Here is a 17,394-nt window from a genome sequence, read left to right as displayed (position 1 = left end):
AAGGGCGCGCGTCAATGCACGCGTTTGCTGCGGCGGTACTGGTCGAACAGCACCGCGAGTAGCAGAATCCCGCCGCGAATCAGGTATTGATAGAAAGTCGGCACGTTCATCAGGCTCATTGCATCCTGCACCGAGCCCATGATCAACACGCCGACGAGTACGCCGGAAATCGTCGCCACGCCGCCCGTCAGCGACACGCCGCCGAGCACGCAAGCGGAAATCACGCCGAGTTCGAGACCCACCGATGTCTTCGGATCGCCCAAGCTCATCCGCGACGCAAGCATCACGCCTGCGAAGCCGGTCACGAGCCCTTGCAGCACGAACACGGTGATCTTGATGCGCGTCACCGGCAGACCGGCGAGCAAAGCCGCCTCGCTGTTGCCGCCGACGGCCAGCACGTTCTTGCCGAACACCGTCTTCTTCAGCAGGAAGCCGAACAGCACGAAGCCGACGATGTTGCTCCAGATCGGATACGAAATGCCGAGGAACGAACCACCGCCGAGATCGAAGAAACTTTCTTCGGAGATCATCACCGCGTCGCCATTCGACGTGATGAACGCGAGGCCGCGCACGACTTCCATCATTGCGAGCGTGACGATCAGCGAGTTGATCTTGTAGCGCGCCACCAGCACGCCATTCACGAGCCCGACCGCGCCGCCCGCCAGCACGCCCGCGGCGATGCCAAGCGTGACGCTATGCGTCGCGGTAATCAGCGTCGAAGCGACGACGCCCGAAAACGCGACGATCGACGCGACGGAAAGATCCACTTCGCCGAGCGCGAGCACGAACATCATCGTCACGGAGATCGAGCCGATCAACGTCACCGATAACAGCAGGCCCTGGATATTGCGCGAGCTGACGAAGCCCGGCACCGTGAACGACAGCACCGTGAACAGGATGAGAAACACCATCACGATGCCGGACCTGTTGATGAGGTCCCACGTGCGCGCGGCACGCGCACTGACGCCCGCCGACGCATGCGGCGGTGGCGGTACAGAAGAATTGGTCGATTGCGTTTGCATGTTGTCTGTTTCCGTTTCCGTTGCTTGATGCGCGCGTCAGCGCGGCAGCGCGAGCTTGATGAGCGCGTCGGGCGTTGCCTGCGCCTTCGGCAGATCGCCGGTGATGCGGCCTTCCTTCATCACGAGAATGCGATCGGCGACGCCGATCACTTCCGCGAGATCGCTCGACACGACGATCACCGTGCGGCCCGCTTCAGCGAGCCCGTACAGCAGGCCGTAGATTTCGCTGCGTGCGCCGACGTCGATACCGCGCGTCGGCTCGTCCATCAGGAACACGTCGATTTCTTCGGCGAGCCAGCGCGACAGGATCACCTTCTGCTGATTGCCGCCCGACAACGTGCCGATCGGCGTATCGCCGCTGCGCGTCTTGATCCCGAGCTTCGCGATGAACGCCTTCGACGTATCTGCTTCCTTGCGTCCGTTCAGCACGTTGAAGCGGCTGAAGTGACGGCGGCAACTGATATTCAGGTTGTCCGAAACCGAGGCGATCGTGACGATGCCTTCCTGCTTGCGATCTTCCGGACACAGCGCGACGCCAGCGCGCACTGCATCGCGCGGCGTGGCGAAATGCACGCGCTTGCCTTTCAGCGTGACTTCGCCCGCAGTGGGTTTAACTGCGCCGTAAATCAGCTTCATCAACTCGGAGCGACCGGCGCCGACAAGCCCAAAGAAGCCGACGATTTCACCCGCGCGTGCCGCAAACGAAGCCGGCTCCGACAGGCCCGGTCCCATGAGACCTTTGACGTCGAGCTGCACCGCGCCAATGTCGCGCGAACGATAGCCGTAGACGTCGCTGATCGAGCGCCCGACCATGCAACTGATCAAGCGGTCGCGATCAAGGCCGTCGACATCGTCGAATGTTTCGATGCGGCGGCCGTCGCGAAACACAGTCACGCGATCGCACAGTTCGTAGACTTCATCCATGCGATGCGTGACGTAAATGATCGCGCGCCCCTCGGCCTTCAGCGCACGGATGATGCGGAAAAGCTGCTCCGTTTCGCGTGAGGAAAGCGAACTCGTCGGTTCATCGAACGCGATCACGCGGGCGTCACGCATCAGCGCCTTGCCGATCTCGATCATCTGCCGTTGACCGATCGACAGATGCTTCACCTGCATCGACGGATCGATCTTTTCGCCGAGCCGGTCGAGTTCGTGAATGGCGCGTTTGATCAGCGCCTTCTCGTCGAGCACGCCAAAGCGGTTCGGCAGCGCGCCGAGCATCAGGTTTTCCGCGACCGTCAGTTCCGGGACGAGATGCAGTTCCTGATAGATGATCGCGATGCCGGCTTCGATCGCGGCCTTCGTGGTCGTGAACTGTTGCGCGACGCCGTTCAGCGACAACGTGCCTGCCTCCGGCTGATTCACGCCCGACAGCACTTTCAGCAGCGTCGATTTGCCGGCGCCGTTTTCGCCCATCAGGCCGTGCACTTCGCCACGACGCACGCCGAGCGACACCTGATCGAGCGCGAGCACGCCCGGAAAGCGCACTGTGATGCCTTCGAGCTGCAGATACCGATCGACGGCGCGCGTATCGAGCGCCGTCGTTTCGTCTTGAGATAAACCGGTCATCGAATGCCTCTTGCTGATGGAGCGAGGCGAACGGCGCTATACGCGACGTTCACCTCGCACAAGCATCCTTAGATGCCGAGTTCCTGACGCACCTGCTGCCAGTTGCTGCGCACCATCAGCTTGCCGGTCGTCTGTGTATCAGCCGGCGGCTGCTTGCCCTTCTCGATCCACTCGACGAGGTTCTCCGTGCTCTCCTTGCCGTGATTCGTCGAGCTGACGGCGATCGTGCCGTAGAAGCCCGTCGGTTCCTTCTTCTGGAACTCGGCGAACGCTTCACCCGCGCCGTTGATGCCGACACCGATCACATCCGTCGACGGAATATGCAGCTGCTCGGTCGCACGCACGCCGCCGAGCACGCTTTCCTCGTTGAGCGCGAAGATCACCCACTTCTTGATGTTCGGATGCTGCGCGAGCACCGGCGAAGAACCATTGAAGCCGCCTTCGTCATCGGTTGTCTTTTGCGGCGCATCGAAGATGTTTTCCTTCTTGAAGCCGCCTGCGAGCAGCGATTGCGTTGCGCCATCGGTACGCAGCTTTGCCGTCGGCAGTTCGTAGTTCGTGATGCGCAGCGCGCCGACTTCTTCCGGCTTCCAGCCGCGGCGCTTCATTTCATCCGAAATCGCCTGGCCAACCTGATTGCCGATCTTGAACGCCGACATGCCGAGGTGCGGCACGTTCGACAGCGGCTTGCCCGCCGAGTCGACGAGCTGGTCGTCGACGGTCACGAACTTCATGTTGTAGCGCTTCGCACGTGCCTGAATGGCCGGTCCGAGACGCACGTCGGGCGCGCAGATCACGAAGCCTTTCGCGCCCTGTGCGCCGAGGTTGTCGATCGCGGCCAGCACCTTTTCGCCATCCGGCGTGCCGATATTCACGACCGAGAAGTTTTCCTTCTGACCGAGCGCGCTCGCGGCTTTCTGTTCGTTGATGAACCAGGCCTGTTCCGGCATTTTCACGAGGAAGCCGACTTTCAGCGGTTCGTCGGCCTGCGCCGACATGTGGAAGGCAAACGGAGCGGCGAGGGCGGCGGCGGCCATCGCGGATAGCGTCAAACGGCGAAGCTTGCGATTCATCAGTTGTCTCCTTCGATTATTAAAGCTGCATGCCTTTCTGTCGGATTGCAGCAGGTCAATACAGACGCATGCGGATCCGGGTGCCCGCGTGCGCCGGGGTGCTACGTCGCGTCCGGCTTCCAGCGTGCCTTCAGCCTGCGACGTAAGCGGTCTTCACAGTCGTGTAGAAATCCACGGCATACGTGCCCTGTTCACGCGGTCCGTAGCTCGATCCCTTTCGTCCGCCGAACGGCACGTGATAGTCGACGCCGGCTGTCGGCAGATTCACCATCACCATGCCGCTCTGGCTGTGCCGCCTGAAATGCCGCGCATATTTCAGCGACTGCGTGCAGATACCGGCACAGAGACCGAACGGCGTGTCGTTCGCGAGATAGAGTGCGTGGTCGTAATCGTCGGCGGGCAGCACGACGGCGACCGGCCCGAAAATCTCTTCACGCGCGATGCGGTGTCCCGGTTCGCCGGTGAAGAGCGCCGGTTCCAGAAAGTAGCCACGCGTCGCGCGTTCCAGCTGGCGGCCGCCGGCGATCAGTTCCGCACCTTCGTCACGGCCGGCGCGCAGGTAGTCGAGCGTCACGGCAAGCTGCTGCTCGTTCGCGACCGGGCCGATATCGGTGCCACGTTTGAGCGCGTGATCGACGGTGAGCGCGGCGAGCTTTCCCTTCAGCGCGTCGACGAACGGCTCGAACACGCCGCGTTCGACGATCAGCCGCGACGACGCCGTGCAGCGTTGTCCAGTCGAGAAGAACGCGCCGTTCAGCGCGGCATCGACGGCGGTGTCGAGACTGGCGTCGTTCAGTACGACGAGCGGGTTCTTGCCGCCCATCTCCAGCTGCACGCGCGCCTGGCGCGCCGCGGCCGACTGCAGTACACGTGTGCCCGTCCCGACCGAACCCGTGAAGCTGATCGCGTGAACGAGCGGATGCGAGACGATCCGTTCGCCCACCTGGCGTCCGCTGCCCATTACGAGGTTGAACACGCCCGCCGGCAGTCCCGCGCGATTGATGATGCCCGCCAGCGCCACCGCGCACGCCGGCACCGTTTCGGCCGGCTTGAAGACGACACAGTTGCCGTAGGCGAGGGCAGGCGCGATCTTCCACGCCGGAATCGCCAGCGGAAAATTCCACGGCGCGATGATGCCGATCACGCCGACCGGTTCGCGCGTCACGTCGATATCGACGCCGGCCCGCACCGAGGCGAGATGCTCGCCTGGAATGCGCAGCGCTTCGCCGGCGAAGAACTTGAAGATCTGCCCGGCGCGCGCCGCTTCGGCGATCGCTTCGGGCAGCGTCTTGCCTTCTTCGCGCGCCAGCAGCCGCCCGAGCTCGTCCTTGCGCGCCAGGATTTCGCTGCCGATTGCGTCGAGCGCATCCGCGCGGCGCTGCACCGAAGCGAGTGACCACTCGCGAAATGCGGCGCTTGCAGCCTCGATCGCTGCGTCGGTCTGACGCGCGTCGGCCCGGGCGTATTCGCCGACCGGCTCGTCGAGGTCCGACGGATTCAGCGAAAGCCCGGTCGTCGCGCCCGATTCCCACGCACCGTTGATGTAGTGCCGGAATGGACCCGAAACGAGGGGAACGAGGAAGTCGCGATTCATTGATGCACGTTGCCGGTTCGCTGAAAGTCCACGAATGGTATGAGTCGTCGCAATAACTTTCCAATCCCTTTTTGGGCCTTCGTGATATCGTTTCTGGTATGACGTCGTTCGAACACGCCTCGCCATGCCGAGGTGTTTTCCGGCAAGACGAGACAACGGAGCGAGACACGCGATGACCCGCAGCTATTCGAACTGGTTTGTGCGCGCGCGGCTGAAAACACGTCAGTTGCTGCTGCTCGCCGCGATGGAAGAGGAAGGCAACGTCCGCCGCGCCGCCGACGTGCTCGGCATGACGCAGCCCGCCGCATCGCGTCTGTTGAAGGAACTGGAGGACATGCTCGGCGTGAGCCTCTTCGACCGGACGCCGCACGGCATGCACGCCACGCTCTATGGCGAAGTGATGATTCGCCACGCGCGGATGGTGCTGTCAAACCTCAGTCACGCGCATGATGAAATATCGGCATTGCGCGAAGGACTCGCGGGGCAGGTGCGCATCGGCGTGATCGCCGCGGCGGCCGCGACGATGGTGCCCCGCGCGATCGCGAATGTGAAGGCCCACTATCCGCAACTGCAGATCTGGGTGCAGGTTGAAACCTCGGATGTGATGCTGCCGCGCGTGGCCGAAGGCGAACTCGATATCATGATCGGCCGCGTGCTGGAACGGCAGGACCAGCTGAAAACGGAAGTGCACTATGAGCCGCTCGCCGACGAGCCGCTGTGCGTGGTCGCGCGGCCCGGCCATCCGCTCGAAGGCGAAACGGGGCTGACGTTGCGCGGCATCGTCAATGCGGGTTGGGTACTGCATCCGCCCGGCAGCGTGCTGCGTCACCGCTTCGACATGATGTTTTCGCAGATCGGCCTGAATCCGCCGCAGAACGTGGTCAACACGAACAATTTTCTGGCGATTTCGAGCCTGCTTTTGCAGAGCGACATGCTCGCCGTGCTGCCCGACGAGGTGACGCGGCAGTATCAGCAGTATGGCGTGCTGAAGCGTCTGCCGATCGAACTGCCGTACCGGATGGACGCTTTCGGTATCATCACGCGCCAGTCGCATCTGCTTTCGCCGGCGGCTTCGATCGTGCTGGCCGCGCTGCGCGCGGCTGCCGTCGAGGTCTACGGCACACCGTTCGATATGGCGGCGGCTCGCTGAAAAACCGCGGTTTAACCCTGATTCTGAAACGTCCGTGCAAACGGGCTACAAACGCTGCATGGCTATCAAATCGACGATTTACAAGGCAGAACTCCAGATTGCCAACATGGACCGGCACTATTACGCCGACCATCAGTTGACGATCGCACGCCATCCGTCCGAAACCGACGAGCGGATGATGGTCCGCGTCGCCGCTTTTGCGCTGTTCGCGCAGGAGCGCCTCGAATTCTGCAAGGGCCTGTCGGATATCGACGAACCCGATCTCTGGCAAAAAGACCTGACCGGCGCCATCGAAACATGGATCGACGTCGGCCAGCCGGACGAACGGCGCATCGCGAAGGCGAGCGGCCGCGCAAATGACGTGATCGTGATCGCGTACGGTGGGCGCACGTCTGACATCTGGTGGCAGGGTGTGCGTAACAAGGTGGACCGGCTGCGGAACGTGACGGTGTGGTCGCTCGGAGAAGGTGTGGCGGCGTCGCTCGGAAGCCTGGCCGAACGGACGATGCGCCTGCAATGCACGGTGCAGGACGGGGCGGCATGGCTCGGCAGCACGGCCGCCGATCCGGTTCCGGTCGAGTGGGCAGTGTTGAAGGCGCCCGCCGGCGCCTGAGGGGGCTGGCAACGCACCGCCTGCCCACAAAGCCTGCGGCGGCGTGTCGGGCGCCTACAGCGAGTTCGAGCGCGCCGCTTCCGGAGGCCCTTTCAGCTCGACCATATTGCCCTCTGGATCGAACAGATACTGCGACTGGCCGTACCCGTCGGCGCCGTATCGCAGCGCCTGCTCGCCGAGCCGCGCACCATGCGTGACGAGATGCGCCCTGAGCGCGTCGGCATCGAACGGATCGATGCGCAGACAGACGTGATCCATGTTCCGCCCGGCGCCGGGCGCACCGCTGTCCGGACGGTCGATCGGGCCGCCCACTTTCAGCAGATCAATCAGCGAGCGCCCGGCCCGAAGCTGCGTCAGGCCGATATCCGGCTGTTCTTTCTCGACGTTGCAGCCGAGCACATCGCAGTAGAAACGCGTCATCGCCTTGGGATCGAGAACCCGGATGACGATGTGGTCGATCTCGCGAATATGAAACTTCATGGGAATCTCTCCTCCGGGCTGTGCCGGATGCCACTGGAAGCTACGAGTGTAGGAGAGTGAAGCAGGAAGTGAAGAGCGCCAGGACGACTGGATCGCCGCCTGCACGCGCCTGGCGGGCAAAAAGCGGGGCAAAAACCGGCCAGACGACAGGCAAAAAAAAGCCCGCTCACAGGGAGCGGGCTGAATCCATATCAGGAGGAGACATGGAGGAGACAGAGACAACTATACACAACGGGTTGGTGCGACGCAATAACTTTTTAAGGGAAAACCCGAGGAAATGACAATTTGCCGCATATTACCTGGGTCTCGCCCCAAAAAACGCCCGTCTACAGGCCGCACGGGCGAAATGACAGAGCAAGAACCGGAGCGTAGGGTAAGGGGATGCCGACTACATTGGTGAACATCGAAACTGTCCTGTCGGGAACGTCATGAACACCTCGAACACCACCCACACCGCCTGGTCCACCGACGCCCAACGCTGGGCCGCCGTCACCGAACGCAACGCCGAAGCCGATGGCGCCTTCTTCTTCGCCGTCCGCACGACGGGTGTCTTCTGCCGTCCGTCGTGCGCGTCGCGCCCGCCGCGGCGTGAGAACGTCGAATTCTTCAACACACCGGACGACGCGCGCGCCGCCGGCTATCGCGATTGCAAGCGCTGCCAGCCTGCCCGGCTGCCGCGCGACCTCGAGATCGTCAATCGAGCCTGCGCCGCACTCGACGCCGATCCGCAGCAGCGCCTCACGCTCGCCCAGTTGAGCGACGCGGTGCATGTCAGCCCGTTCCATCTGCAGCGGCTTTTCAAGCGCGTAGTGGGCGTGTCGCCGCGCGAATATCAGGCTGCACGACGCGGCGCCGCGCTGCGCGACGCGCTGCGGCGGGGCGAGGACGTGACCCGGGCGACCGTCGACGCCGGCTTCGGCTCACCGTCGCGCATGTACGACAACGCGCCCGCCGACCTGGGCATGGCGCCGTCGGCGTACCGTCGCAAGGGAGCGGGGCTGGTCGTGCGCTACGCCAGCGCGCCGACGTCGCTCGGTTTCGTGCTGGTGGCCGCCACCGAAAAAGGCATCTGCAAGATCGCGTTCGGCGACGACGTCAGCCCGCTCGTCGACGAACTGCGCGCCGAATTTGCCAACGCCGAGGTGAAGGAGGACGCGGAGCCGCTCCGTCCGTTCGTCGCGCAGATCGACGCGTATCTGCGTGGCACGCGTCAGCAGGTCGATCTGCCGCTCGATATCGCGGCGACGGCCTTCAAACTGCGTGTCTGGGACGCGTTGCGCCGCATTCCCTATGGCGAGACGCGCAGCTATTCGGACATCGCCGAAGCGGTCGGCTCGCCACGCGCAGTGCGCGCCGTGGCCAGCGCCTGCGCGACCAATCCGGTGGCGCTCGCGATTCCCTGCCATCGGGTGGTGCAGAAGGGCGGAGCACTCGCCGGCTATCGCTGGGGCTTGCCGCGCAAGGCCGCGCTGCTCGACGCCGAAGCGCGTCATGCGGGCGGAAATACGGAGGACGGCGCGCCCGCATCCTTCGAAACCAACGATCTGGATCACGTCGCTTGAGCACACCTGCCTCGCTTACCGCTGTCACGCTCGAACTGCCGTTCAAGCCGCCCTTCGACTGGCCGCGCATCCTGCGCTTTTTCGCGGGACGCGCGACGCCAGGCGTCGAGGCGGTCGAAGACGGCGCGTATCGGCGCGCGATCGAATGGGCGGGCGACAGCGGCACGCTCACCGTGCGTCTTCATCCGAAGAAACGCTGCATCGTCGCGAGTCTCGAAGGCGAGATCGGCCGGCACGCGGACACGCTTGCCGCGCCCATCGCCCGCATGTTCGACCTGCACGCCGATCCGGCTGCAATACGCGCGCATTTCGCCGACGATCCGTGGCTCGCGCCGCTGATCGACGCCGCCCCCGGCCTGCGGGTGCCGGGCGCGTGGTCCGGCTTTGAGCTGGTCGTGCGCGCGATCGTCGGCCAGCAGGTCAGCGTGAAGGCCGCGACCACCCTCATCGGGCGACTCGTGCAGCGCGCCGGCCAGCGCATTGAAGGTCACGCGCATGAGCGCACCGCCTGGCGTTTTCCGACACCCGCGGCGCTCGCTGCCGTCGATCTCGCGCAGATCGGCATGCCGGGCAAGCGTATCGCCGCATTGCAGGGCTTCGCGCAGGCCGTGGCTTCGGGGGCCGTACCGGTCGATGGCGCCGGAATCGACGACCTCAACGCATTGCGCGCCGCGCTGCTAGCCATGCCGGGCATCGGACCGTGGACCGTGGAATACGTCGCCATGCGTGCGTGGCGCGACGCCGACGCGTGGCCGGCGCTCGACCTCGTATTGATGCAGTCGATCGCAGCGCGCGACCCGGCACTCGTGCGCCCGGCGCAGCAGCGCGCCCGCAGCGACGGGTGGCGTCCGTGGCGGGCTTACGCGGCCATGCATCTATGGAACGAAGTCGCGGACCGTGCACAGGGCGCGCGCGGCGGTTGAACAGGGCGGCGGCATGGCGACAGGGCTCTGGTAATACTGCGGGATGGCGAAAAACGCGTCGCCAGGGGAGTCCCGGAGGGTCGCAGAGGGGGCTCAGACGGCCGCCAGAGCGGCCTCAAGCAGGCGTCGTGGCGAGATGTTAAAGTGCCCGCTACTGAAAATTCTGCCGATCGTTGTCGGCCGCACAACGCGCCGACAGCGCACGACCTGCATCAATGCCCAACACGACCCCCATCCGCACGACCGACGCTCTTTCGCACCGCCTGTCCGTGCTGACCTCCGGCCCACAGCGCGATGCGCTGACGACCGGTCTGCGCGGCATCGAAAAAGAAAGCCTGCGCGTGACGCACGACGACCATCTCGCGATGACGCCGCACCCGCGCGCGCTCGGCTCGGCGCTCACGCATCCTTCGCTGACCACCGATTATTCAGAAGCGCTGATCGAATTGATCACGCCCGCCGAGAAAGACGCCACGATCACGCTCGAAAAGCTCGATGAACTGCATCGTTTCGTCTATGCCGAACTTGGCGACGAGATCCTGTGGAACAACTCGATGCCGGCCCTCCTGCCCGCCGACGATGAAATCCCGATCGCGCGGTACGGCACGTCGAACATCGGCAAGCTGAAGTACGTGTATCGCGTGGGCCTCGCGTTGCGCTATGGCCGCACGATGCAGTGCATCGCGGGCATTCACTACAATTATTCGCTGAACGAAGAAGTGTGGCGTCTGCTGCATGCCGATCAGCAGTCGACGGCGAACGCGGTCGACTTCCAGTCGGAACGTTATCTCGCGCTGATCCGCAATTTCCGCCGTACGAACTGGCTGCTGATGTATCTGTTCGGCGCGTCGCCGGCGCTGGATCGGCGCTTCCTGCGCGACCGCGCGCACACCCTCGACACGTTCGACGCCGACACGCTGTATCGCCCATACGCCACGAGCCTGCGGATGAGCGATCTCGGTTACTCGAACACGACGGCGCAGGCTGCGCTGCACGCCGATTACGACACGCTGGCCGGCTATCTCGACGCGCTCGCGAAGGCGGTCAGCCAGCCGTATCCGCCGTACGAGGCGATCGGCACGCAGCGCGACGGCGAGTGGGTGCAGATCAACACCAACGTGCTCCAGATCGAAAACGAGTTTTACTCGACGATCCGTCCGAAGCGCATCACGTATCCGGGCGAGCGTCCCTTGCACGCGCTGGCCGCACGCGGCGTGCAATACGTCGAAGTGCGCTGCATGGATATCGATCCGTTCGAGCCGGTCGGCATTTCGCTGGAAACGGCGCGTTTTCTCGATGCCTATCTGCTGGTCTGCGCGCTCGACGACAGCGCCATGCTGCCGCCCGATGCGTATGCGGAAGCGAACCGGAATTTCGGCAGCGTGACGATGGAAGGGCGCAAGCCCGGGCTCGAACTGACGCGCGATGGCAAAACCATTTCGATGCTCGACTGGGCGCATGAACTGTTCGAGAGAATCGATGCGACCGCCGCGGCGCTGGATTCGATACGCGGTGACGATACCCACGCGCGCGCCGTCGCGACGCAACGCGCGAAGCTCGCCGACGTGTCGCTCACGCCATCAGCACGTGTCCTGCAGACGATGCGCGACCAGAAACAGAGCTTCCTGCAATTCGGCCTCGCGCAAAGCGAAGCGCACGCTGCCGCTTTTCGCGCGCGTCCATTGCCCGTTGCAGACGCGCAGGCGTTTGCTGCGCTCGCCGCAAAGTCGCTGGAAGAACAGGCGAAGCTCGAACGTGAAGAAGTGGGTTCGTTCGATGCCTTTGTCGCAGCGTATCGCGCCTATACGTTGAACCGGTTTAGCGTGTGATTCCCGCGCGCAGGTAGTCGACGCAGGTAGTCGATGTACGACAGGAGAAGGGCAGCGACATGCTGCCCTTCGTCGTTTCGGCGAGTGCAAATCAATCCCATCGGCGCAGGTAATGAATACCCGCCTGGCTCCATGTCGAGATCCCACGACCGGCAATTTCTCCATCTGGCGAGCCACACTGGAATCGCGCATGAAACGACATCGCCCGCGCAGGGTCAAAGTTTCATGAGGGGACGCGCGATCCTTCGCGATTGCGAGATCGCGCGGCCCAACCGATGGAGGATTGAACGCGATGAAGAAAGCTCTGCTGGCTCTCCTTTGCGTGCTCGCCGCAGGTTGCGCGACCAGCGGCCAGGTCGATCCCGACACGATGCAGATCGCGACCGCGCCGCTCACCTGCGTGAACAAGGCCGAATGCGATCTGTGGTGGAAGCGCGCGCAGGCATGGGTCACACAGGTGTCGACCTACGGACTGCAATCGGAGAGCGACACGCTGATCCAGACCGCCGGGCCCGACGGCGGCAAACGGGCGCTCGCCTACCAGATCACGAAAACGGAAAACAAGGACGGCACCGCGACGATTGGCTTCGCCGCGCATTGCGACAGTTCACTGGGCTGTACGCCGAACCCCTGGGAAGCAGGCGCCGATTTCAAGCGGTTCGTGAGAGGCAGCGCCGCGGGTGTGTCTTCGCAACATCCTGCTTCGGCGCCCGCAACGACGATGCAGCTGGAGTCGGCGCCCGCACAATCGACTCACACGCCGACGGGCGAACCCGTGACGCAGTGAGACCCATGACGCAGTAAGGCGGCCGAATGCGCGTTTTGCATTCCCCGCGGCGCGGCGATATCAACCGGGTTCCACAACGCCTGCTTTGAATCCGCAACCGCAAAGCAGGCACTCGCGCCCCGCGTCGGCATCAATGTCCCATTGATGCCGACGCACCCTTCCTCGGCTTCGTAATCCACACCAGCCCCGCAAGCACCAGAAAGCCCAGGCACGAGATCCTGAAGAAATCGTTGGTCGCCATCATGTAGCCCTGCTGCGTGACGATCTGATTAAGCTGCGCCGTGATGCCCTGGCCGGCAATGCCGAGGTTCGACAGCGCATCGCTGTACGCGGTGGTGTTCGCCGAATACGCGCTCACCGATTCAGACAGCACCGCGTGGTGATAGATCGCATCGTTTTCCCAGTACGTCGTGCTGATCGCGGTACCGATCGCGCCCGACAACGTCCGGAAGAAGTTCGATAGCCCGGACGCGCTCGCCAGACGCTCGTCTGGCACGCTTGAAAGCGTGATTGTCGTCATCGGCACGAAGAAGCACGCGACGCCGATGCCCTGCACAAGCCGCGGCCAGATCACGTGATTGAACGGGAGGTCGAGCGTGAAGGTCGAGTTCCAGAACGACACGAACGCGAAGACGAAGAACGCAAAGCTCGCGACCATCCGCAGATCGAGCCGGTGCATGTTGCGGCCGATCAGCGGCGACAGCACGAGGGCAAGCAGCCCGACGGGCGCCGTCGCGAGGCCGGCAAGGCCCGCGGTGTAGCCCATTACGGTCTGCAGCCATAGCGGGAAGATCACGACCGAGCCGAAAAACGCCATGAAGCCGAAGGAGATGATCAGCACGCCGAGCGCGAAATTGCGGTCCTTGAAGAGCGAGAGATCGATGACCGGCTCCTTCTCCGTCGTCTCCCACGCGAGCATGAACGCGATCGATATCACCGCGATGATCCCCAGCGCGACGATGAAGTTCGAGTTGAACCAGTCGCGATCCTTGCCGAGGTCGAGCACCATCTGCAGACACGACACACCGATCACGAGCAGCGTCAGCCCGACGGCATCGATGCGCTGCTTCGTCGTCTTCGTTTCGCGGCCGCGCAGCAGGAAAAATGCGCACACGGCCGAGAAAAGACCGATCGGCACGTTGATGTAGAAGATCCACGGCCACGTGTAGTTGTCGGTGATCCAGCCGCCCATCACGGGGCCGAAGATCGGCGCGACGATCACCGTCATCGCCCATAAGCCGAGCGCGAGCCCGCGCTTCTCGGCGGGATAGGAACGCATCAGGATGGTCTGCGAAAGCGGCACCATCGGGCCGGAGACGAGCCCCTGGATCAACCGGAACGCGATCAGCGATTCGAAATTCTGTGCAAAGCCGCACATCGCGGAAGCGAGCGTGAACAGCAACACCGACAGCGTGAAGAGACGCACCTCGCCAACCCGCCGCGCGAGCCAGCCTGTCAGCGGCACCGCAATCGCCGACGCCACCGAATACGACGAGATCACCCATGTGCCCTCGCTGGTCGCCACACCGAGGCTGCCAGAGATGGTCGGCACCGCGACGTTCGCAATCGACGTGTCGAGTACTTCCATGAAAGTACCGAGCGCAAGCCCGAGCGTGAGCAATGCGAGCGCGCCCCCGCCCAGCGGCACGGGCTGCGCAGGCCGAGCCGTCCCGGCGGCGCCATCGGAAACCGAAACAGACATGATCCAATCCCTCTTTGTCTGCGGGAAAAGCTTGTCGCGGCATGCTTATGTGAGCCTGTGAAGCGGGCTCAGGCGCCTTCTTGCATGCTTTGACATTCTCTGCCCAGACAGCTAATTGCCCAAAAAACTGGCGCCTGATGGCGCCTTCTCTTTATTCGTCCGATGGAGTGCCGCTTTCGCCGTTCTGGATAAAGCGATCCAGCAGGTTGACCAGCGTCGCCACATCGCTCTCCGAAAATCCCCGCAACTGCTCGTTCAACACGGCCGACCCGATGCCCGGCAACACCCTGGCCGCTTCCTTGCCTTCGGGCGTCAACTCCAGCTCGACCATCCGGCGATCGGCATCACTGCGGTTACGTGCGATGAACCCCTTCTTTTCCAGCCGGTCCAGCATGCGCGTCATCGAGCCGCTGTCGTACGACATCGCCCGCGAAAGCTCGTACGGCGTATGCGCCCGGCCGCACGACAGCAACAGGATCACCCCAATCTGCGACGACGTCAGTCCGAGCGGCCCGACCGCCCGGTCCATCCGCTGGGCCAGCACGTTGCGCGCTTTCGACAGGTAGTAGCCGAGGCTCGCCTCCAGGTGGATCTCTTTGCTGTCATCAGGTCCATCACTCATCGCAGGTCGCCGGAAACGTCAATCAACTGGAGCCGGATTTTATCTGCCTGGGCAGGCAGCTCAAAGTGAAATCTACGTTTGCGCGCTGCAACAAAAAAACAACAGTCAATCGGAGCTGGCGCAAAGTATGTTGAAATTTAATTGCATAGTCAATATTATGACAGGCAATGAGTTAAGCGCGACCTGCGCCGTCACGAGACCATGTTTTGACCGATTGATCTGCACCGGCATCCGCCGCTGCACTGAGGATTTCCGCAATGCTGTACCTGAAAAACACCCTTGGCGGCCTGAGCCGCTCCCTGACCGGTTCCGCGCTCCAGACTTTGCAGGGGCCCAATCGCTGGTGGAAGCTGGCGCTCTATACAGTCATGTTCGTGCTGCCGGGTGGATCGATTGCGGTGATGCTCTTTGCATGGGTCGATCATCGGCGTGCTATCCGCGATCGCGCGGTGGTCGTTCCCACCGCCCTGCTGACTTCGAATCCGGCGACCGCGAGCAAGGCCGCAAAGCCCGCCGTCACGGCACAGTCCAGCGCAACGGTCTGCCAGACGCGCTGCGACGCGCCGCCGTGCCGCGCAGCGGCCGGCAAACAGGCTCGCCAGACCAGCGACTCGCGCTGCTAAACACCTCATCCGGCCACGCGCAGCGCACCGGACGGTAACGCGGCGTAACCGTGCCGAAACCGTCAGTAACACACCTTCCGCGGCTGCCGCATTACCCTTTCAGTTTTCCACGTCTCACGCAACGCGTGCGCTACCATCTCGGTGCGCCGCGCCGTCGCGCTTCGGCCAGTCGTGGCGGTCGCGCGGCGCGCTCCGTTGCGCGGCGGCCGGATCGAAAGGAATTCATTGCATGCAGTTTGAACAGACCACGCGCCCGAAAGCGGCTCTGCCTCGCGTCCTGACGCCCACCGTCGCCGGGATGGTCGCGCTTGCGCTTGCGCTCGCACTCGCTGGTTGCGCGGTCGGCCCGGACTACAAGCAGCCTGCGGTGTCGGTGCCTGCGTCGTACAAGGAAGCCGCCGAAGGCTGGAAAGTCGCACAACCCGCCGACCAGGGCGACCGCGGCACGTGGTGGACGATCTACAACGATCCGCAGCTGAATGCGCTGGAAGACAGGCTTAACCAGTCGAACCAGACGGTCGCGCAGTTCGCAGCCGTTTACCGGCAGTCACGCGCGCTCGTCGGCGAGGCGAAGGCGGCGTACTTCCCTGTGGTCGGCGCATCGGCGGCTGAAACGCGGCAGCGCTCGCCGTCGCGCAGCACGTCGGGCTCCATCACCGGGTCGAACGGCACGAGCGCGGGTCTCAGCAGTTCCGGCTCGATCAGCAACAGCTACAACCTTCAGCTCAATGCGTCCTGGGAACCTGATCTCTGGGGCAAGGTGAGCCGCTCGGTGAATTCGCAGGAAGCAGGGCAGCAGGGCGCTGCAGCGGATCTCGCCAACGCGCGTCTGTCCGCGCAGGCCACGCTTGCGCAGACGTACTTCGCACTCCGCTCGCTCGACGCCACGCAGCGGCTGCTCGACGACACTGTCGCCGCCTACGGGCGCTCGCTGCAACTCACGCAAAACCAGTATCGTCAGGGCGTCGTCGCACGCTCGGACGTGATCCAGGCGCAGACGCAGCTGCAATCGGCACAGGCAGCGGCAATCGACAACGGCGTCGCGCGCGCACAGCACGAGCACGCGATCGCGGTGCTGGTCGGCGAGCCGGCCTCGACGTTCTCGATTCCGCCATCGCCGCTCGATGCGACGCCACCCACCGTGCCCGCGCAGATGCCTTCCGCGTTGCTCGAACGCCGCCCGGATATCGCATCGGCCGAGCGCAAGGCAGCCGCTGCGAACGAGCAGATCGGCGTGGCCATTGCCGCGTTCTTTCCTACGTTGACGTTGACAGCGACCGGTGGCTTCGAAAGCTCGGTGTGGTCGCAATTGCTGATGGCGCCTTCGCGGTTCTGGACGCTGGGTCCGCAACTCGCTGCGACGATCTTCGATGCCGGTCTGCGTCGCGCGCAGACCGACGCCGCGCGCGCAACCTACGACCAGAACGTGGCCCTCTACCGGCAGACCGTGCTGGCCGCGTTCCAGGACGTCGAGGACAATCTCGCGTCGCTGCGCATTCTCGAGCAGGAAATCGTCGTGCAGCAGCAGGCCGTCGAATCAGCGCGTCAGGCTCGGGATATCGTCGAGAACGAGTACAAGGCCGGCACCGTCGGCTACGTTAATGTGCTGACCGCGCAGACCACCGCGTTCACCGCCGAACAGAAGCTGGCGAACATCGCTGGTCAGCGGATGGTGTCGTCGGTCGGGCTCGTCAAGGCGCTCGGCGGCGGCTGGGATGTGTCGCAGATGGATCGCGAAACAGGCGATGTGGCCGCGCCCGCGCCGGCTTCCGCACCCGCGGCGCAGACTGCCGCGCAGAAACCGGTCGTCGCGCAGAAGTAAGGAAGGCGGCGCTCGCCGTGCCG

The 17,394-nt window shown here is 63.9% G+C and carries 15 protein-coding genes; 8 read left to right on the top strand and 7 right to left on the bottom strand.

The features are described 5' to 3' along the window. Nucleotides 1–11: 11 nt before the first annotated feature. The 4 genes from araH to P3T21_RS28460 all read right to left on the bottom strand — a co-directional run bounded on the left by araH (nt 12) and on the right by P3T21_RS28460 (nt 5,258). The gene (gene araH / locus P3T21_RS28475; RefSeq protein ID WP_429259294.1) at nt 12–1,022 is read right to left on the bottom strand and encodes an L-arabinose ABC transporter permease AraH; all 1,011 of its coding nucleotides are present in this window, start codon (nt 1,020–1,022) and stop codon (nt 12–14) included. Between the two features lie 36 nt (nt 1,023–1,058). Further along, nucleotides 1,059–2,591, bottom strand: coding sequence for an L-arabinose ABC transporter ATP-binding protein AraG (gene araG / locus P3T21_RS28470; protein ID WP_429259293.1), 1,533 nt, complete (start codon nt 2,589–2,591; stop codon nt 1,059–1,061). Nucleotides 2,592–2,659: 68 nt separating this feature from the next. Further along, the gene (locus P3T21_RS28465; protein WP_429259292.1) at nt 2,660–3,664 is read right to left on the bottom strand and encodes an arabinose ABC transporter substrate-binding protein; all 1,005 of its coding nucleotides are present in this window, start codon (nt 3,662–3,664) and stop codon (nt 2,660–2,662) included. Nucleotides 3,665–3,794: 130 nt separating this feature from the next. Further along, nucleotides 3,795–5,258 (bottom strand): aldehyde dehydrogenase family protein, encoded by a 1,464-nt coding sequence (locus tag P3T21_RS28460; protein ID WP_429259291.1) that lies wholly within the window; start codon nt 5,256–5,258, stop codon nt 3,795–3,797. Nucleotides 5,259–5,430: 172 nt separating this feature from the next. Between P3T21_RS28460 and P3T21_RS28455 the strand changes: the two genes are divergently transcribed. Next, nucleotides 5,431–6,408: a LysR family transcriptional regulator gene (locus tag P3T21_RS28455; protein ID WP_429259290.1), complete on the top strand. Its 978-nt coding sequence runs from the start codon at nt 5,431–5,433 to the stop codon at nt 6,406–6,408. Nucleotides 6,409–6,466: 58 nt separating this feature from the next. Continuing rightward, on the top strand, nt 6,467–7,021 hold the full coding sequence (locus P3T21_RS28450) for a YaeQ family protein (protein WP_429259289.1): 555 nt from the start codon (nt 6,467–6,469) through the stop codon (nt 7,019–7,021). Between the two features lie 54 nt (nt 7,022–7,075). Here the strand turns inward: P3T21_RS28450 and P3T21_RS28445 are convergent, their stop codons facing one another. Continuing rightward, nucleotides 7,076–7,501 (bottom strand): VOC family protein, encoded by a 426-nt coding sequence (locus P3T21_RS28445; RefSeq protein WP_429259288.1) that lies wholly within the window; start codon nt 7,499–7,501, stop codon nt 7,076–7,078. A 428-nt stretch (nt 7,502–7,929) separates the two neighbouring features. Between P3T21_RS28445 and ada the strand changes: the two genes are divergently transcribed. The 4 genes from ada (at nt 7,930) to P3T21_RS28425 (ending at nt 12,602) form a co-directional block, all read left to right on the top strand. Further along, a complete protein-coding gene (gene ada, locus P3T21_RS28440) occupies nt 7,930–9,063 on the top strand; it encodes a bifunctional DNA-binding transcriptional regulator/O6-methylguanine-DNA methyltransferase Ada (protein ID WP_429259287.1) in 1,134 nt (377 codons plus the stop codon). Then, complete coding sequence (locus tag P3T21_RS28435; protein WP_429259286.1) at nt 9,060–9,986, top strand: DNA-3-methyladenine glycosylase family protein; 927 nt, start codon at nt 9,060–9,062, stop codon at nt 9,984–9,986. Before ada ends, P3T21_RS28435 begins: the two co-directional genes overlap by 4 nt. 215 nt (nt 9,987–10,201) lie before the next feature. Then, the gene (gshA, locus tag P3T21_RS28430; protein ID WP_429259285.1) at nt 10,202–11,815 is read left to right on the top strand and encodes a glutamate--cysteine ligase; all 1,614 of its coding nucleotides are present in this window, start codon (nt 10,202–10,204) and stop codon (nt 11,813–11,815) included. Nucleotides 11,816–12,107: 292 nt separating this feature from the next. Further along, a complete protein-coding gene (locus P3T21_RS28425; RefSeq protein WP_429259284.1) occupies nt 12,108–12,602 on the top strand; it encodes a hypothetical protein in 495 nt (164 codons plus the stop codon). Between the two features lie 130 nt (nt 12,603–12,732). Here the strand turns inward: P3T21_RS28425 and P3T21_RS28420 are convergent, their stop codons facing one another. Both P3T21_RS28420 and P3T21_RS28415 read right to left on the bottom strand, forming a co-directional pair. Continuing rightward, nucleotides 12,733–14,304: a DHA2 family efflux MFS transporter permease subunit gene (locus tag P3T21_RS28420; protein ID WP_429259283.1), complete on the bottom strand. Its 1,572-nt coding sequence runs from the start codon at nt 14,302–14,304 to the stop codon at nt 12,733–12,735. A 151-nt stretch (nt 14,305–14,455) separates the two neighbouring features. Next, nucleotides 14,456–14,926 (bottom strand): MarR family winged helix-turn-helix transcriptional regulator, encoded by a 471-nt coding sequence (locus P3T21_RS28415; RefSeq protein ID WP_429259282.1) that lies wholly within the window; start codon nt 14,924–14,926, stop codon nt 14,456–14,458. Between the two features lie 257 nt (nt 14,927–15,183). On the opposite strand from P3T21_RS28415, the gene P3T21_RS28410 reads away from it, so the two are divergent. Together P3T21_RS28410 and P3T21_RS28405 are read left to right on the top strand one after the other, a co-directional pair. Beyond that, nucleotides 15,184–15,549 carry a hypothetical protein gene (locus tag P3T21_RS28410; protein WP_429259281.1) on the top strand — a complete coding sequence of 122 codons (366 nt, stop codon included), beginning with the start codon at nt 15,184–15,186 and terminating at the stop codon, nt 15,547–15,549. Between the two features lie 229 nt (nt 15,550–15,778). Further along, nucleotides 15,779–17,371: an efflux transporter outer membrane subunit gene (locus P3T21_RS28405; RefSeq protein WP_429259280.1), complete on the top strand. Its 1,593-nt coding sequence runs from the start codon at nt 15,779–15,781 to the stop codon at nt 17,369–17,371. Nucleotides 17,372–17,394 lie beyond the last annotated feature (23 nt).

Source organism: Paraburkholderia sp. GAS334 (assembly GCF_050436625.1).
Lineage (GTDB): Bacteria > Pseudomonadota > Gammaproteobacteria > Burkholderiales > Burkholderiaceae > Paraburkholderia.
This window is presented reverse-complemented; position numbering and strand designations above follow the sequence as displayed.

Bases quoted from the DNA above. Each gene is read 5' to 3' on its own strand.
- P3T21_RS28410 (WP_429259281.1), top strand. From the start codon at position 15,184: ATGCTGTACCTGAAAAACACCCTTGGCGGCCTGAGCCGCTCCCTGACC.
- P3T21_RS28405 (WP_429259280.1), top strand. From the start codon at position 15,779: ATGCAGTTTGAACAGACCACGCGCCCGAAAGCGGCTCTGCCTCGCGTC.
- P3T21_RS28420 (WP_429259283.1), bottom strand. From the start codon at position 14,304: ATGTCTGTTTCGGTTTCCGATGGCGCCGCCGGGACGGCTCGGCCTGCG.
- P3T21_RS28415 (WP_429259282.1), bottom strand. From the start codon at position 14,926: ATGAGTGATGGACCTGATGACAGCAAAGAGATCCACCTGGAGGCGAGC.
- araG (WP_429259293.1), bottom strand. From the start codon at position 2,591: ATGACCGGTTTATCTCAAGACGAAACGACGGCGCTCGATACGCGCGCC.
- P3T21_RS28465 (WP_429259292.1), bottom strand. From the start codon at position 3,664: ATGAATCGCAAGCTTCGCCGTTTGACGCTATCCGCGATGGCCGCCGCC.
- gshA (WP_429259285.1), top strand. From the start codon at position 10,202: ATGCCCAACACGACCCCCATCCGCACGACCGACGCTCTTTCGCACCGC.
- P3T21_RS28445 (WP_429259288.1), bottom strand. From the start codon at position 7,501: ATGAAGTTTCATATTCGCGAGATCGACCACATCGTCATCCGGGTTCTC.
- P3T21_RS28455 (WP_429259290.1), top strand. From the start codon at position 5,431: ATGACCCGCAGCTATTCGAACTGGTTTGTGCGCGCGCGGCTGAAAACA.
- ada (WP_429259287.1), top strand. From the start codon at position 7,930: ATGAACACCTCGAACACCACCCACACCGCCTGGTCCACCGACGCCCAA.
- araH (WP_429259294.1), bottom strand. From the start codon at position 1,022: ATGCAAACGCAATCGACCAATTCTTCTGTACCGCCACCGCCGCATGCG.
- P3T21_RS28450 (WP_429259289.1), top strand. From the start codon at position 6,467: ATGGCTATCAAATCGACGATTTACAAGGCAGAACTCCAGATTGCCAAC.
- P3T21_RS28460 (WP_429259291.1), bottom strand. From the start codon at position 5,258: ATGAATCGCGACTTCCTCGTTCCCCTCGTTTCGGGTCCATTCCGGCAC.
- P3T21_RS28425 (WP_429259284.1), top strand. From the start codon at position 12,108: ATGAAGAAAGCTCTGCTGGCTCTCCTTTGCGTGCTCGCCGCAGGTTGC.